Source organism: Agriterribacter sp. (assembly GCF_035497235.1).
GTDB lineage: Bacteria > Bacteroidota > Bacteroidia > Chitinophagales > Chitinophagaceae > Agriterribacter.
Window position 1 is genome coordinate 89146 of the sequence record NZ_DATJEB010000033.1, and the last position, 16984, is coordinate 106129.

Genomic DNA, 16984 nt, shown 5'->3' on the forward strand with positions numbered 1-16984 from the left:
TTTTTAATTCTATAACAACCAATATATGCAGGAAATCCTTTAGTTAAGTACGCCCAGCGCTTTGCCTGTTTTTACAAAAGCGGCTATTGCCTTATCTAAATGGTGCTGCTCATGCGCGGCGCTTATTTGCACCCGTATACGTGCTTTATCTTTAGGTACAACCGGGAAAAAAAAGCCTGTTACATAAATACCTTCCTCCAGTAGCCGGGATGCCATATTTTGCGCCAGTACTGCATCGTAGAGCATAATCGGAACAATAGGATGATCGCCCGGTTGAATATCAAAACCGGCAGATGTTATTTTATTGCGGAAATAGGTTGTATTCCATGCTAACTTATCTCTTAATGCAGTGGTTTCGCTCAGCATATCCAGCACGGCAATAGAACCGCCTACAATACTCGGCGCCAGGGTATTGGAAAAGAGATAAGGCCGTGAGCGTTGCCGCAGCATATCAATAATGGCTTTGCGGCCACTGGTAAAACCTCCCGATGCACCGCCAAGTGCCTTACCCAGGGTGCCGGTAATAATATCTATCTTACCCATCACACCCCGGTATTCGTGCGTGCCTCTGCCGGTTTTACCCAGGAAGCCGGTAGAGTGACATTCATCCGTCATTACCGCCGCGTCATATTGTTGCGCCAAAGCGCATATCGTATCTAATTGGGCAATAGTGCCATCCATGCTAAAAGAGCCATCGGTTACAATGATGCGGTTTCTGGCCGGTTGCGCTTCTTTTAATTTTTCTTCCAGGTCGTGCATGTTGTTGTGATCGTACCGGAAGCGCTGCGCTTTACAAAGCCTCACGCCATCAATAATGGAAGCATGGTTTAACGCATCGGATATAATCGCATCCCGGTCATTAAACAAAGGCTCAAATACGCCGCCATTAGCGTCAAAAGCGGCGGCATACAATATGGTATCTTCTGTTCCCAGGAAGGCGGAGAGTTTCTGCTCCAGCTCCTTATGTATATCCTGCGTGCCACAAATGAACCGAACGCTGCTTAAGCCGTATCCTCTCTTATCAATATACTTTTTTGCAGCTTCAATAACTTTAGGATGCGAGGATAGCCCGAGATAATTATTGGCGCAGAAATTGACAACCATTTTTTTGCCGGACCCGCCGGGAACAGACACCGCTATATCAGCACCCTGCGGACTTTCTATAATACGTTCCGTTTTATAAAGACCGTCCTGACGGATGTCTTCCAGTTCTAACCGGATACGTTCGGTAAACTTTTCGTTCATATACCATTGTTTAAGCTGCAAACCTACGTGCTTTTTAAAAAATAAAAGGGAATGTAACATTTTACAACCCCAATCGTTTTATTCACACTTTAACAGTAATTAACATCTATAGTTTTGGATATATATTATTTGAAATTAATTTCGTAGCACTTTACAAGATGAAGAATCGAAAGAAAGTTATTTTTATACTTGCCTTACTGGCGGTTGGCGCCTTAATTATTGGTTATGCTACGCATACTTATAAAAGGGCGATGAATGATGTTGCTTGTTCGCGAACCGGCGAAGCGGCAAAAGAAGAAGAAATATTACAATCGGATATTCCTTTTTTGGAATCCTTAACAAGACGTTTCTTAATTTTACAGTATTAAATAGATAAAGGGTATATAAAAAATCTACACAAGATGCCCGGCGTTTTCTAACGCCGGGTTTTTTTGTTCAGGCGCCAGGTATCAGTTTTGGCTTTACCAACCGTAAACTTCCAAACTCCCAGCGCTTCCATTGGTCAAATTGATTATTTTGTATACCTTAATAAATAAAATTGATCAGCAATGACCTTTATTCAACTGGAATATATAGTAGCATTAGACACTTTCCGGCATTTTACCTTAGCCGCAGATCATTGTCATGTTACGCAGCCCACGTTAAGCATGCAGGTGCAGAAGCTGGAGGAAGAACTGGGGATTGCTGTTTTTGACCGCAGCAAACAGCCTGTTATACCTACTGCAATGGGTATGGAAGTAATAGCACAGGCGAAGTGCATTCTTGTACAGAGAGATGCGCTCCGGGAGTTAATTGAATATAAAAAAGGTACGCTTACGGGCGAACTGCGGATAGGCATTATTCCTACCCTGGCGCCCTATTTATTGCCTTTGTTCATTCAGCAGTTTGCGCAGCAGCACGCGAAGGTGAAATTGATTATTAGTGAAATGACTACGGACCGTATTATCCATTCGCTGAAAGAGGGAGCAATAGACGCGGGGATACTGGTAACGCCGCTCCTGCAAAAAGGAATAAAAGAGTATGTGCTTTTTTATGAAGAGATGCTCGTATACGTGTCAAAGAAAAACGCGCTTTACCAAAAGCACTATGTGCTGGCCCAGGATATTGACCCTAATAAATTATGGCTTTTGGAAGAAGGGCACTGTTTCCGGTCGCAGATAGAAAATCTTTGTGAATTACGAAAGCAAAGCCGTGCGGGCAGCCACTTTGATTATGAAACCGGGAGTATAGAAACACTCAGGCGTTTGGTAGATCTTAATGACGGCATTACCATTATGCCTGAATTGGCCACATGGAATATGCCGGCAAAGCAATTACAGCTCATCCGCAAATTTAAAAACCCTGTTCCGGTACGCGAGGTAAGTGTGGTGGTACAGCGCGATTTTGTAAAGAAGCGGCTAATAGACGCGCTGCGCGAATCCATTCTGCTGGCCGTTCCGGAGAAGATCAGGAAAAACAAGAGCGCTAATATAATACCGATTTAAATGTATATCCCTGTTACTTGCTTTGTAATATACTGTTTATAGCGGTATGAAACTGCGGGTAATCATTGAGGTTATTATGCCCGGCATTGTCAATGGTTATGAATTTGTCTTTGGAATGTATGGCTGCTGTTAAACGGTGTGCATTGCTGTACGGGATTACTTTATCTGCCGTGCCGTGGAAAATGGTAACCGGTGCATTAACAAGGCCGAGATATTTATACACCGGTAATTTGTATTTGAGCAGGGTACTAACAGGGTATATGGGTATATAATGCTGTACCAGCGATGTCATACTGTAATAAGGCGTTTCCAGTATAAGTGCTTTACAGCTTCTTTTAGCTGCTAACCAGGAGGCTACACCGGTTCCCAGTGATTTTCCGTATACAATAATATGGTCAGCAGGAAATGCCGTATGCGCCATAATATATAGTTGCGCCGCATCGTTGTACAGCTTTTGTTCGGTAAGGCGGCCCGTACTTTTGCCAAAGCCGGGATAATCTATCATCCAAACTTCGTATCCGTTTGCAGTAAAATGGGATGCATACGCGGCATACCAGCCAATATTTTTTCGGTTGCCATGAAAATACAATACCACACCCCGGGGCAGGCTGTCTTTGGTAAGGAATTGTACAATGTTCATATTGCTTTCTTCATCTGCAGCCACATTAATTTCCCGGTTAACAGCAGAAAAGCCATAGCTCTTGTTGCGCTGCACTGCTTCGGGGTGAAATAACAGGCGTTCCTGCAACAGGTACAGGGCGATACCCCCCAGCAGGTAAATAACCAGTGCAATGTTCAGCCATTGTAACCATTTTTTCTTTTTGTGTAATTGCAGCGGGTTCACCATATGAATATTTCAAAATATCCCTTATGAAATTGTGATATTCGGTAACAACAATGTTTCTTTTTAGCGGTTCAGTCGCTGTGTATCCTTACTAAGTTCAGGTTACTTAAAGGCGCTACGATAAGCGGAAATTTTTCAACGGTTACATAGCTGGCGTCTAATCCGAATCCTCTTTCTTCTGATAAGCTTACTTCCTTAATCCAAAAGTATCCCCGCATGATAAGCGTTTCCCAGAAAGGTAATTCGTTGTCCATGCTAAGGAACTTTTCCATTACAATAAACTGAAAATCACCCACCACATTATTACGCTGCAGGCTTTCATAGCGGCTGGTTATATTTACTTCCTTATTGGCTACCATATCTTCCACTACTTTCCTGAACATAAGGTTAATGCGCGGCTCAACGCGAAAGCCCAAACGAAATTCAACACGAATCACCTCGTTGGGTATAATGGTTTGTACTTCATATTCGCAGGTATAGGGATTGTCTAACGTATCTACATGCACGAACCAGTAAATGTCGGCCCGCTTGGGCTTCCTGTTTAAAATAGAATAAATGATCTTATGTTCTATTTCTTTAGGATTGTTGGCGCTGGTAAGGTATACCAGGTGTGTGGCGTATTTGGTAACAGAAGTATCATTACTGAGTTCCTGCAGCATGGGTATATAATCTTCCAGCCGTACAAATTCCACATAACGGTTTTTGATCTTCCGGCTTCTGAACCATATATACATAATCAGGAACATTACCCCGCCAATGACTACCGTAATATAACCTCCGTGGGTAAATTTTTGAAGCAGGGCAAATAAATAGCCTCCTTCAATAATAGCATACCCTATCAGGAACAGCCATACCCATGCAGATTTTACCCGGTGGCTTACTAAGTAGTTCGCAAACAGTATAGTGGTCATAAGCATGGTAATGATAATGGCCAAACCATATGCCGCTTCCATCCGCGAAGACGTTTGAAAATACAATACCACACCCGTGCAGCCTATAAACATCATGGCGTTGAGCCAGGGAATAAACAACTGACCTTTTTCTTCAGACGGGTACCTGATCTTTAACCGGGGCCATAAATTCAGGCGCATAGCCTCACCTATGAGTGTAAACGAGCCCGATATCATTGCCTGGCTGGCTATAATAGCCGCAACAGTAGCTATAATAACGCCGGGAATGATAAACCAGTCCGGCATCAGATCAAAAAAGGGATTAATAGAGGAGTGAATAGCTGCCGGAACGTCCGGGTGATTCTTTAATAAGCTGGCTCCCTGCCCGAGATAGTTGAGCAGCAGGCAGCTTTTAACAAAAATCCATGATATACGTATATTTTCCCTCCCGCAATGACCCAGGTCGCTGTATAATGCTTCCGCCCCGGTGGTGCATAAAAAAACCGCGCCTAAAATCCACAATGCGCCCGGATTAGAACTTAAAAGCTTAACGGCATACCAGGGGTTGAACGCTTTTAAAATAGTAATATCATCAAAAAGATGCCATAGTCCGAGCACCGCCAGCATGGTAAACCATATGCTCATTACAGGCCCAAAAAACTTACCTATGGATGCTGTGCCAAATTGCTGCAGGAAAAAGAAAGCCGATAAAATGAATATAACAATGTAAATAATGTACTGGCTGAGATTATGAAAGGCAGGAACTTTTTGCAATCCTTCAATGGCGGATGTGATCGTAATAGGGGGCGTGATCATACCATCTGCCAGCAGGGCGGCCCCGCCAATCATAGCCGGCAGCACCAGCCATTTTTTTCGCCGGCGTACAAGCGCGTACAGCGCGAATATTCCGCCCTCACCTTTATTGTCCGCCTGCAATACCAGTATTACATACTTGATGGTAGTTTGCAATGTAATCGTCCAGATGATACAGGAAAGGCTGCCAATAATCAGGTCTTCAGTAATGGCCCTACCGCTGATAATGGCATTGAATACATACAGGGGAGAGGTTCCAATGTCGCCATAAATGATTCCCAGTGCAATAACCAGGCCGGCGGTGGTAGCTTTATTAGTATGTTTGCCCACAACTGAAATACGGGTTAAGTGATTGTATTTTTGAAAACAAACGGCAAAGGTATAGGCTAAATTATAATCGCAGATAGAAAATTGGGTGTCATTTTATGCAGACGGGATCGCCCTGCCGGAAATAATATTTTTATATGTTTGGTTAAAAAGATGCGCGGGTCATATGCAATCGCCAAAAACCATCTAATTTGCAACCGGATGTGTATATTTAAGAACAAAATTGATGTAAAATGGGGCATAACAAAATAATCGTATCAGTTGTTGTCATGCTGGCCCTGCCCATTTGGGCTTTAGCCCAGCGTATTCATTATTCTGATCCGGGAAGAGATGATTACCGCCAGGTGAATTTCGAGATCATTGGTAAAGTAAGCAGCAATATAGTGATCTATAAGAATTACAGGTCAAAAAATGATCTGTCTGTATTCGACAACGAAATGAAATTAAAGGACAAAATAAATCTTGATTTTTTGCCGGATAAGCTCATTAATGTGGATTTCGTTCCATATCCCGATTTTTTTTACATGATATATCAATATCAGAAAAGAAATATCGTGTACTGTAATGTAGTAAAAATGGATGCGGCCGGACAAAAGCTGATAGGTCCTGTAGAAATTGATACTACCCAGATTGGCGGCACAAGCGACAATAAAATTTATTCCACCATATATAGCGAAGACAAGCAGCATATCATGGTGTTTAAAATCAATAAACGCAACGAAAGGAACTACTTTTTTACCACCCTCCTGTACAATGATAAAATGGAGTTCAGAAAAAAAAGCAGGTTACCGGTAACTATGCCTAAAAAAGATGCCGTATTCAGTGATTTTGTGGTAGACAATGAAGGTGATTTTGTTTTTACGCGTTGCAGCCGGAATGGCAGCCGCGATAATATTTCGCAAATGGATCTGCTGGTGAAGCAGGCTATGTCAGATAGCTTTCATATTAATAATATACCCCTTACCAATAATTTCTTAGATGAGGTTAAAATTAAAGCGGATAACATCAACAAAAATTACCTTATCAGTTCTTTGTATTACAAGCAGCGCAGGGGTAATGTGGAGGGCATATATATAACCGTATGGAATAAAGCGGAAGGCCGGGTAAAAGCCGAAAATTATAATATATTCAGTGAGGAGTTAAAAGAAGATGCTAAGTCTGAGAATACAACGGCCAAAACGGCTTTTAATGATTATTTTATACGGCAGGTTTTTCCTAAAAAAGACGGCGGCTTTTTGATTGCAGCCGAGTTATTCTTTACTTCTTCCCGCGGTAGTAACTGGAACCGCTACGATTACCTGTACAGTCCTTACAGCATGTATCCCTACTCATCATACAACAGCTACTGGAGTCCTTACGGCATGTATGGCAACCCCTGGAACAGGGGGAATTATGGTTCCAGCACACGGTATTACAGTGAGAATATTGCATTGTTTTCTTTTGATCCCAATGCCACTATGGAATGGAGTAATATATTGCATAAAAGCCAGTTTGATGATAACTCTTCCGATGCCTTGTCGTACATGGTATACAATACCGGAGGCGAGATCAGTTTTTTATATAACCAGCTCGAACGCCGGGTTAGATTATTATCTGAGCAAAGTGTAACGCCTAATGGCGTTGTGAAACGATCGCCAACGTTAAAAAATTTGGATAAAGATTTTGAATTTTTGCCCAAATACGGCAAGCAGGTAGGCGCCAGGCAGGTAGTAATGCCATGTGTTTACAGGAATTATATTTCCTTTGCAAAAATTGACTTTTAAAAAACATTCCTTTGACAGGCGCTTTCAAAACCAACAACCCGGTTAACATTGTTTTATTACTGGCATATGCTTTTGCGCTGAAATGGCATTCCTTTTTGTATCCCCATATTCCATTGCCACAGGCAACAGACGGTTTTTTATACCTTAAACTTTTGAATTTTCTTGCGCCTGCCGGGCAATCTTTACCTGTTATTTATCCTTTCATTGTGCTGGCGCTTATTTTAACGCAGGCCATTACTTTTAATAACCTCATCAATAATGAAAAGCTGCTGCCTAAGCCCAATTATTTGCCGGCAATGGCGTATATGCTTATTACCGCTCTTTTTCCGGAATGGTGGCAGTTATCTTCCGCGCTCATCATAAACAGTTTACTGGTTTGGGTGTGGGCTATGCTCAGCAGGTTGTTTAATCACCCCCGGCCCAAAACCCAGGTATTTAACGCGGGTATGGTAGTAGGACTTGCTTCTTTCCTTTATTTTCCGGCTATAGGCTTTTCCCTGCTTATATTTTTTGCTATCATTATATTAAGACCTTTTCATTTGAGTGAATGGCTGGTGGCGATACTCGGGCTGCTGACTCCTTATTATTTTTTGTTCGCGTTTCTTTTCCTGGGCAATACTTGGAACCCGCTTACCTACCTGCCCTCCATTTCTGTTAGCTTTCCAATATTTCAGCAGGATGCATGGGCCTTAGGCGCTATTATACTGCTTATTGTTCCTTTTTTGATCAGCGGTTTTTATATACAGGGCAATATTTTACGCATGCTGATACAGGTACGCAAAAGCTGGAGTCTTATGCTTTTCTACCTGCTCATTACCATACTTATTCCGTTCATTAACTTTACTTCCACATTTGAATATTGGATTTTGTGCGCCCTGCCTTTTGCCGCTTTTCACGGCTATACTTTTTTTTATGCCACCAAAAAATGGCTGCCGGCCATGCTCCATTGGGTTATCGTTATTTTTATTGTGGCATTAAATATATGGGTAGGCGTATTCCGGGCATCATGATAGTTGCACTGCGTATTATATTCCCAGCATGCGCGGAAATACATCATTTTATGATAAACATAACACTATATTAATACTTCCGGGTTTGACTTGTTTATATCTCAATTGTGAAAAGCATCCGATGGTTTTAGCCTGAATGCCAAACTCAAATTATATTATACCCCAGCCACTCTTTTTTTGTACTCTGCCAATGCTTCTTCAAGTCTTTGTTTCGCGGTGGTATCGCCGGGTACATTATGTGAAGGATGGATATGCAGTTTTACACCTCTGTCAGCCAGTATCTCGGCCACGGTAGTAACGGTCATCCACACACAGGTTACAAAAGCCATGGTGGAAACCGGTCCTATTTTATCCTGGTGATTTTTTAACGGCACACTGGCATCGCCGGCTGGTGCGCAGGTATCTACTACCAGGTCGGCGATTTCAAAAATATTTTTACCGCTCGAATGGCGGGTTTGTTTTCCTGTGGCCTCGGCGGCAGATCCAAATGCAATAACTTTCATACCCTGCTTTTGGGCTTCTAAGGCCACGTCAATATTTACATTATTAATGCCCGAATGCGAAAACAGCCACATGGTATCGCGTTTATCAAACGTATATCCTTTCATAATCTCTACGCCATATCCTTCTACTCTTTCCAAAAATACAAACTGGTGTACGCCCATTTGCCCGGTAATGTTCGTAAAAAAAGTAAGCGGCAGCTCCACAATAGGGTGAAAGCCTACAAATCCGCCGATCCGCGGGTACATCTCTTCAATAGGTAAAGTAGCATGTCCGCAGCCAAACGTATGTACCCAGCGGCCGCATTCAATACTGTTGGCCATTATTGCGGCAGCCTTTTGTATGTTTTCTAATTGTGTTGTTTCAATTTGGGTCATAATATCCCTGGCGTTTTTCAGCCATTCTAATGCTAACATGTGGTGAAAATTTTAAAGTGAAGATTTATTTTATTTTTTTAAAAATGGAAATGAAAAGCAATACCATTACGCCAAGTTCTATATACAGCAAAGTAATAAAATGTTGTATGCCATACGTTGCCGCCACTACGCCCATCAGGTAATTAACCAGTATATTGCCGGTAATAGCAATTACCAGCACCAGGCTAAAAGCGGTGCCCGATAAGGCAGCATAACGGCTACCCACCAGCCCCAGCATAATGGGGAAGCCACCAGCAATACCGGCGCCCAGTAATAATAATCCCGAAAGCGCTGTAAAAAAGGAGGCGGTTATTTGCAGCAAAACGATCCCGCACAGGAACAAGCCGAAAGAAAACAATAGAATCCTTTTAGCGGTTATCTTTCTAAACACCGTTCCCGTTAGCAGGCGCATCAGCGTCATACCGGTAATACCCGCCGAAAGCGCATACAGCGCATTACTTTGTGAAATGTTTTTTTGTTCAGTAAGAAAAGTAGTTGTCCAGTTGTTCACAATTGCTTCCAGGCTGCTCTGGCAAAACAGGTAAAAAGCGATCAGCAGCAGCACCACGTCTTTTAATAACCCGAAACTGCTTTTCAAAGGCACAGCCCGGGTTATTTTGGGTAGTGGGAACCGGATAAGCAGGTAAAACAATGCAACGCCACATGCTATAACGGCTGCTCCAGAAAGAATGATAGGGTAGGTGTAATATTGCTTCAGCATGCCGAGCACAAACGGTAAGCCCAGTGCCCCTATCCCAAAAGATACACCCAGCAGGCTGAGGTTGGCGCCTTTGTATGCACCACTAATATCCGCAACTACGGCATTGGTAGCCCCGTTGATGATTCCGCCGGCTAATCCAAAAATAAAAATGGAGAACTGAAGCCAGCCGGTGGATGGCGAATAAGCGATACCTGTAAAACCTGTTGCCAGCAACAGGCAGGCACTTACGAGCAATATCTTATATCCGTACCTGTCGCATACCGGGCCAAAAAAAAGCGAGCCTGTAAGCAGTCCGGCAGGAAGAATGGCAAACAGGGTTCCTGCCTCCAGTTTATCTAATTTAAAATTTTGCTGCAGTCCCTGCGCTACGCTGCCCAGCGTAAGCAGCGCGATGCCAAAAAGCAATAAGCCGCAGCATGCGGAAATGAAAAGCGTTGTTTTATTATATGCGGCGGAAGCTGTCATTTATTTATTTTTTATCGCTAAATATGCGGCGCCATACAAGCATGCTTCCTCACCTAATGCAGAGGGCTCAAACTTTGTGTGTTTAACGCCAACAGGCTGCGCCCACAGGCGGGCTTCTTCCATAATATCGGGCAGGAACTGCAGCGCGGGTCCAAACACACCTCCCCCAAAAATAATTTTTTCGGGGTTGAACAAACTTACCAGGTTGGCTGCTGCCATTCCCCAGTATTGAATACACTGGTGCAGGACTTTTGCCGCTATGCGATCACCGGCGTTATACGCATTAAATACATGATGCGCGGTAAGCGCAGCAGGGCTGGTATGGCTGAGTAAACTGGCTGTGTTTTTTTTATGCAGCAAATGCGCACGGGCCATTTTAGCTATCCCCTCCCCTGAAGCATGATGTTCAAAACAGCCGCAGGATATGTACTCCCTGCGAAAAGGAGTGCGCAGCGCCATCCATCCTATGGCGCCGGCTATACCCTGGGCGCCGCTGATGATATTGCCGCTGGCCATAATGCCTGCACCTATTCCTGTACCTACAGCAAGAAAGATAACGTTGTTGCATTGGCGTGCATTTCCTTTCCATAATTCTCCCAGGAGGCTGCATGACCTGTCGTTGTCAATAATGACACTGGTGTCTTTACAGTTTTGCCGCAATTCATTCAAAAGCGGGTACGCTTCCCACCCTGGTATATTGGGTGCCCACACGGTGCCGTTTGCCGCATTACTGATACCTGGTACAGCCACACCTGTAGCCAATATGCCATCACCCTTTTGCTGCCATTCAGATTGCAGTATGTTTATTTTTTGAGTGATGAATGCGCTCACTTCCGCACCCTTTCTGTTTGCAAGCGGCAACTTTTCTTTATGTAATAATTCGCCGCTTTCCGAAAAAATGCCCAGCAATAATTTTGTTCCACCCAGGTCAATGCCAAGTACTGCCATAAGGGATACATTTTTTTAATGATCAGTAAAAGCAATAAAGGGCAAATATTTTTAGTTGCATAGAATAGTAGTGTTGTTTTTTTAAAAACGGATAACTGCTTTTACCAACCCGGAGTTTGGCTAAGGGTATATCCTTTTTCCTCGTATTGAATAATCTGAGACTGCCCTACAGGCGCCAGGTAAGATTTATCTGTAAAAGCATTTCTGTTTTGCGCATTATCCACCATCCAGAACCCAACAAGGGAAGCAGCGTTTGTTCCATCGTAAGTGATAATAGTACCATCCAGCAACTTAACTTTTGTTCTGCCTGTATAGGTATTGGTTAAGTATGCGGGCGCTTCCTGCTGCACATTTACCCACGGACCGAGGAAATAATCCGGATTGGTGCTGAAATCCATATAATCAAGCTTTTTCCACCTTTTCAAATCTAAAAGCCTTGTATTTTCAAATACGAACTCCATTCTTCTTTCTCTGCGTATTTCCCATATTAAAGATGGAACATCTGCATCCCTATCCGGATCAACCGGTAATGCAGCTAACTGCAATGCTGCTGTTTGCTGAACGCCTTTGGCAATAGCTGCCGCATCAAGCGGACGCAGGCGAATGGCATTAATGGATTTATTAATATCCTCCTGTGTAACAGGGTTGCCACCAAGATATTCGGCTAATACTGCTTTTGCTTCTACCCAGTTTAATACAACTTCTGCAAGCCGCATAACAGGCGCATCACTTGTATTTGTATTGCTACCCCAGGCGGCAGGATACGTTTTACCGATATACGTTATGGCTTCTCTTGAGGCGAACTTATAGCCATATAAAAGTGTAGCAGATGAAGTAAGCGCCCTGTCTACAAATGAAGCCTCAAAGCGCGGGTCTCTTGTTTTTATCAGATCAGCAATTTTAAAGCTTTCAACATCAGGTACAGCAGCGTTTTGCCACACTTTTCCATCATTTGCAATAAAGGATTTAATCAGCACAAGATTTGGGTCAACGCCAACTACCTCCGTACCATTTTGATATGAGCCAATACAGTGAGTTATCGTTAAAGCTGCATCATATGCCCTATACAACAAGATTTCAGGATGTCCTGCCAAACTTTCTGAAGAAAACAATGACTTGAAGTCTTTTCCGAAACTATATTTATTGCTGTTCATTACAATTTCTGCAGCTTCTACCGCAAACTCCAGGTATTTTTTTGCTCTTGCGGCGTCTAACCCATGATAGTGCTGATAGGTGCCTTCAAACAACATAAACCTCGATATAAATGCAGCAGCTATGTATCTGTTCAATAGCTGGGCGCCGTCATTTTCGCGTATGTTTTCCAGGGAATATTTAAAATCATCATACACCTTATCCATCACAACGCCGCGGTCATCCCTGTTTTTGTACAAAGCAGGTAAATCATCATCAGGTACCACCTTGTCAAAATAAGGAACTGCACCAAAAACGCTTACTAATCTGCTGTACTCAAATCCCCTGAAAAAGCGGGCAACTGCTGTCCAGTGTTTGTAAGCCTCTTCCGAAATTTTGGGTTTAACTATAAATTCAAGGCGGTCAAGTAGAATATTTGACTTTCTCACCCATGTGAAATTCCAGGTAGGGCCGGCATATGTTTGCAACCACTCAGCACTTTCGGCAGTAGATCCTCTTGATGTGGGTACACTGCTCTCAAAGTTAGACTGTACGTTTTTACCTGTAAGATCGTCTGAAAATGTATATCCTCTTACCGGTGTATAATCAGCAGTGAAAGAAGTGTTATATCCACTGAAGTAATAAGAATAATAGCTATTGGCATACATGCGAATATCATCTTCATTTCTCCAGTAATTATCGTCAACAATGCTGGTTAAAGGCAGCCGGTCCAATACGTTTTTATTACAGCTTATCAATAAGGCAGCTGCCGCCAGGCTATATATTAATTTTATATGCTTCATCATAAATAAGTTTAAAAGTTGAGTTGAATACCTGCAGAAAAGCTTTTAAAAGCCGGCACCCCAGCGCCTGTTCGGCCTAAGTTATAATTGGTTTCGTTCCACATAGAATAGCCGCTTATACTTTCGGGGTCAATAGGTAATCCGTTTAAATGATCCCAGGTTATAAAGTTCTCCAGCGCTATATATATTCTTAGGGTTGTTATTTGCGCTTTGTTGAGCAAGGGTTTTGGCAGAGAATAGCCGACTGTTAAGTTTTTTAAACGCATATAGGCCATATTCAGCAGGTACCTGTCCTGCACCTGCATATTATTAGCGGTATTGCTGCCGGCATTATTATAAGCTGCCGGGTAAAAAGCGTTGGGTGTTTTTGGTGTCCAGTAATTGCCTGCAATAGCTTCCGGCATGGCGCCATCTGAAGATTGAAAGCCCGGGATGCTTAAAAAGCCCTGTCCCCAGATTTTACGACTGCCTACACCCTGGAAAAAAGCGCTGATATCAAAGCCTTTATAATCCGCCCCTATTCTGAAACCATACTCATACCGTGGGTTGGAGTTACCAATTACCTCCAGGTCGCCATGATCTTCCAGCGTGCCTTTACCATTGTTGAGCTCTCCATCGCCATTTAAGTCTTTAAACTTCACATCGCCCGGGCCAAACCTGAAGTTGGCAGAATTTTGTAAAAACGCCTGGTAAGCCTGCTTCTTGCCATCCGACCCTGCTTTTAACTGATAAGCCTGTTTGCCGGCATACAAAGCGGTTTCAGCATTGGTTAATGTGATCAATACAGGATTGTTTGAGCCATCTAATACAAAATCGGCTGTTTGATATAACCTGTCTGTGCGATATCCCCATATTTCACCAATCACTTTACCATTGTAATTTCCTGTAACCTGGGTGCCGGAGCCATAGGCTGTTAAAATGGTTTTTGAATCAGAAAGATTGCCACTTATGTTTATGCCTAAGCCATTTTCAAACCTGTGGTTGAAAGACAGTCCGAGATCCCAGCCTTTGGTCTTTAAGGCGCCATAGTTGCTCACAGGTGCACCCGTACCAAAAGTTAATGGAATGCCTTCTGCCGGCACAATCATATTATTGGTATTTCTCCGGAAGATATCAAAACTCACACTGAGCTTACCATTCCAAAATCCCGCGTCTATCCCAAAGTTGGTGGTTACAATATCCTGCCAGCGTATGGTAGGAGAAACGGCAGTAGGCGATCCTACATAATTAACCCTTGCTCCATTGGCGCCAATCCAGGTAGATTGCCCGCTGGGCATTATTTCGATATACAAATTATTGGGAACACTCTGGTCCCCGATAGAACCCCACGAACCTCTGAATTTAAGAAAATTCAGTACCGGCCGGCTCCACTGCATAAATGCTTCTTCGCTGGCTATCCAGCCTGCCGAGAAGGAGGGGAACCAACGCCATTTAAGATTTGCCGGAAATTTTGAAGAGCCGTCATAACGCAGGTTACCCTCCAAAAGATATTTTTCTTTAAAGGCGTAGTTTATACGGCCAAAATAGCCTAACTGAGATTCCCATGTTTTATTCCCGTCAATCGTTTGGGTTCCGGTTCCAAATCTGAACTGTGGGTTAATAATATTTGAAAGATTAGTGATTTGCGAAAATTGCCATTCCGTAGTAACCGTAACGCGGTTAATACCGGCAATAAATTTGAACCCATGGTCAGCGCCCAGGTCAAGATTGTACGTTGTGTACGCATTGATGGTATTACTGGAAAAATTGGTGGCAGTCCGGGCAAAATGATCAGGGTTAGCGCCATACGAAGTGTACATATCATAAGATAAATCATAAGCCGGAGTGGCACCGGGGTCGGTAGATGATACTACCTGACCTTCATTATTTACATACACCTGGTTGCCATCCGCATCTACTCTTAATTTGGGTGCTACCCAGGAATTACGTGCGGTGTACCTGGTTCCGGGCCGCTTCCACAACTCCTCCTGGTTGGTATAGGTATAGTCAAAGTCTGCTTTCCAGTGGCTTTGAATATTTACGGTAGCGCCCAGGCTTATGTTTGTATAATTCTGAAGGATATTGGCGGTATTGGCTGCCGCCATTTCGCTTACCGGACTGCGGATAGGATCGCCGTTTTGATCATTGCCAAACGGATATAAAGGCCCCCAGCGATACAGGTACAGCCAGGGATCGGCAGTGGTAGAATTGGTTACATAAGGATATTCTTTATTTCTCCTTGAGTATAGTGCGCCTCCGCGTACAGTCAGGTATTTATTAACCTCGCTGGATATTTTTAGCGAGGCGTTATATCTTGTAAACTGGTCTTTTTTAGCAGGTTTTATCATACCGCTCTGATCCAGCAATCCCAAACCCAGGTTATAAGAAGTTTTGCCTGTGGTAAGTCCGAATGAAAGATTGTGCTGCTGTGTAGGCGCCCATTCCCTGACTATATAATCGTAAGGGCTGTAGGTACGCACGCCCATTTTTTGATTGGATCCCTGCACAAACCAGTCTCTTCCAAACACAGTAGGATCGTCTTTACCAATGGAGTTGCCGTATTTTTTTTCCCACTCAGCGGCTTTTTCGTAGCTCGCTCTGTCTACATAGTAAAATGCACCCGTTGGCGTAAAAGTACCTGTACGCTCGGCCGCATCAACTGTATATTTTAAACCATTAACACGGGCCATATCAAGATCCTTCCATACGTTCTGCCACGAAAAGTTATTGCTGTAGCTCACCTGTGGCTTGCCGCCTGCTGCACCTTTTTTAGTGGTGATCAATATCACACCAAATGAAGCTTTGGAGCCGTAAATAGAAGCAGCGGCCGCGTCTTTCAATATAGTTATGTTGGCAATGTCATTAGGGTTTACCAATTGTATGCTTGGTATCTCAACGTTATCGAGTAATATTAGCGGTGAAGCACCTCCCTGGAAGGAACCCAGTTGGCCGCGAATTTTTATAATAGGATCTGAACCTATCTCACCACTTGGAACAGTAACACTCAACCCGGCTGCTCCGCCCTGTAATGCCCTTCCTACATCCGCTATAGGCCTGTTTTGCACAGATTTCTGTATATCAATTGTAGTAACTGCACCAGTAAGATTTTCTCTTTTCTGTGTGCCATATCCTACCACTACTACTTCACCCAGCAGATTGTCTGCATTTTCCAGTTCAATGCTGAGTGTACTACTCCCGGCTGCTACCGTAGCAAAAGTGGTTTTAAACCCTACAAAGGAAAAGCTCAGCCGTTGACCGGTTTGGGCGGTAATACTAAAGCTTCCTTTTTCATCGGTGATCGTATTGCTGTTGGTAGCCATATTGGTTACCGATACGCCGGGGAGCGGTTCTTTTTCAATTTTAGATATAACGCGGCCGGTAATGGTCTTTTCCTGTGCCTGTAGTAACAGGTGGCAAAGCAAAATGCCCGCCAGGAACAAAAAGCGCTGAATTTTGATCATAGCAATTGTTTTGGTTTTAAAAAATGAAGAGGGTTTACCCGCTATTTATATGTTAAACCGGTTGTTAAACCAGTACTTTTTAAGAAACCAGTAAATGGCGATTTTTGTTTAGGGGGCGGAGGATAAATAAAAAATAGTGCTGTTGCTTCTACAAACTAAAGCCTGTCTGTAAACTACCTTTCC

The 16984-nt window shown here is 43.3% G+C and carries 12 protein-coding genes; 4 read left to right on the forward strand and 8 right to left on the reverse strand.

Features of this window, described 5'->3' with window-relative positions:
* Nucleotides 1-39 precede the first annotated feature (39 nt).
* Nucleotides 40-1245: a glycine C-acetyltransferase gene (kbl, locus tag VL121_RS10110; RefSeq protein WP_325404809.1), complete on the reverse strand. Its 1206-nt coding sequence runs from the start codon at nucleotides 1243-1245 to the stop codon at nucleotides 40-42.
* A 158-nt stretch (nucleotides 1246-1403) separates the two neighbouring features.
* Between kbl and VL121_RS10115 the strand changes: the two genes are divergently transcribed.
* Both VL121_RS10115 and VL121_RS10120 read left to right on the forward strand, forming a co-directional pair.
* Nucleotides 1404-1613, forward strand: a complete 210-nt coding sequence (locus VL121_RS10115) for a hypothetical protein (protein WP_325404811.1) — start codon at nucleotides 1404-1406, stop codon at nucleotides 1611-1613.
* Nucleotides 1614-1793: 180 nt separating this feature from the next.
* The gene (locus tag VL121_RS10120; protein WP_325404813.1) at nucleotides 1794-2729 is read left to right on the forward strand and encodes a hydrogen peroxide-inducible genes activator; all 936 of its coding nucleotides are present in this window, start codon (nucleotides 1794-1796) and stop codon (nucleotides 2727-2729) included.
* A 13-nt stretch (nucleotides 2730-2742) separates the two neighbouring features.
* Here the strand turns inward: VL121_RS10120 and VL121_RS10125 are convergent, their stop codons facing one another.
* Entirely contained in the window at nucleotides 2743-3576 is an 834-nt protein-coding gene (locus tag VL121_RS10125; RefSeq protein ID WP_325404815.1) for an alpha/beta hydrolase, read from the reverse strand.
* Nucleotides 3577-3644: 68 nt separating this feature from the next.
* On the reverse strand, nucleotides 3645-5606 hold the full coding sequence (locus VL121_RS10130; protein ID WP_325404817.1) for a KUP/HAK/KT family potassium transporter: 1962 nt from the start codon (nucleotides 5604-5606) through the stop codon (nucleotides 3645-3647).
* 230 nt (nucleotides 5607-5836) lie between these two features.
* Here VL121_RS10130 and VL121_RS10135 point away from each other — a divergent pair, with 230 nt between their 5' ends.
* On the forward strand, nucleotides 5837-7366 hold the full coding sequence (locus VL121_RS10135) for a hypothetical protein (RefSeq protein WP_325404819.1): 1530 nt from the start codon (nucleotides 5837-5839) through the stop codon (nucleotides 7364-7366).
* An 11-nt stretch (nucleotides 7367-7377) separates the two neighbouring features.
* Nucleotides 7378-8376, forward strand: coding sequence for a DUF6427 family protein (locus VL121_RS10140; protein ID WP_325404821.1), 999 nt, complete (start codon nucleotides 7378-7380; stop codon nucleotides 8374-8376).
* 155 nt (nucleotides 8377-8531) lie between these two features.
* On the opposite strand, the gene VL121_RS10145 is transcribed toward VL121_RS10140, so the two are convergent.
* The 5 genes from VL121_RS10145 to VL121_RS10165 all read right to left on the reverse strand — a co-directional run bounded on the left by VL121_RS10145 (nucleotide 8532) and on the right by VL121_RS10165 (nucleotide 16801).
* Complete coding sequence (locus tag VL121_RS10145; protein ID WP_325404823.1) at nucleotides 8532-9293, reverse strand: sugar isomerase domain-containing protein; 762 nt, start codon at nucleotides 9291-9293, stop codon at nucleotides 8532-8534.
* Between the two features lie 25 nt (nucleotides 9294-9318).
* The gene (locus tag VL121_RS10150) at nucleotides 9319-10479 is read right to left on the reverse strand and encodes an MFS transporter (RefSeq protein WP_325404825.1); all 1161 of its coding nucleotides are present in this window, start codon (nucleotides 10477-10479) and stop codon (nucleotides 9319-9321) included.
* Entirely contained in the window at nucleotides 10480-11427 is a 948-nt protein-coding gene (locus VL121_RS10155; RefSeq protein ID WP_325404827.1) for an ROK family protein, read from the reverse strand.
* A gap of 101 nt (nucleotides 11428-11528) precedes the next feature.
* Nucleotides 11529-13364, reverse strand: a complete 1836-nt coding sequence (locus tag VL121_RS10160) for a RagB/SusD family nutrient uptake outer membrane protein (protein ID WP_325404829.1) — start codon at nucleotides 13362-13364, stop codon at nucleotides 11529-11531.
* An 8-nt stretch (nucleotides 13365-13372) separates the two neighbouring features.
* Nucleotides 13373-16801, reverse strand: a complete 3429-nt coding sequence (locus VL121_RS10165; protein WP_325404831.1) for a SusC/RagA family TonB-linked outer membrane protein — start codon at nucleotides 16799-16801, stop codon at nucleotides 13373-13375.
* Nucleotides 16802-16984 lie beyond the last annotated feature (183 nt).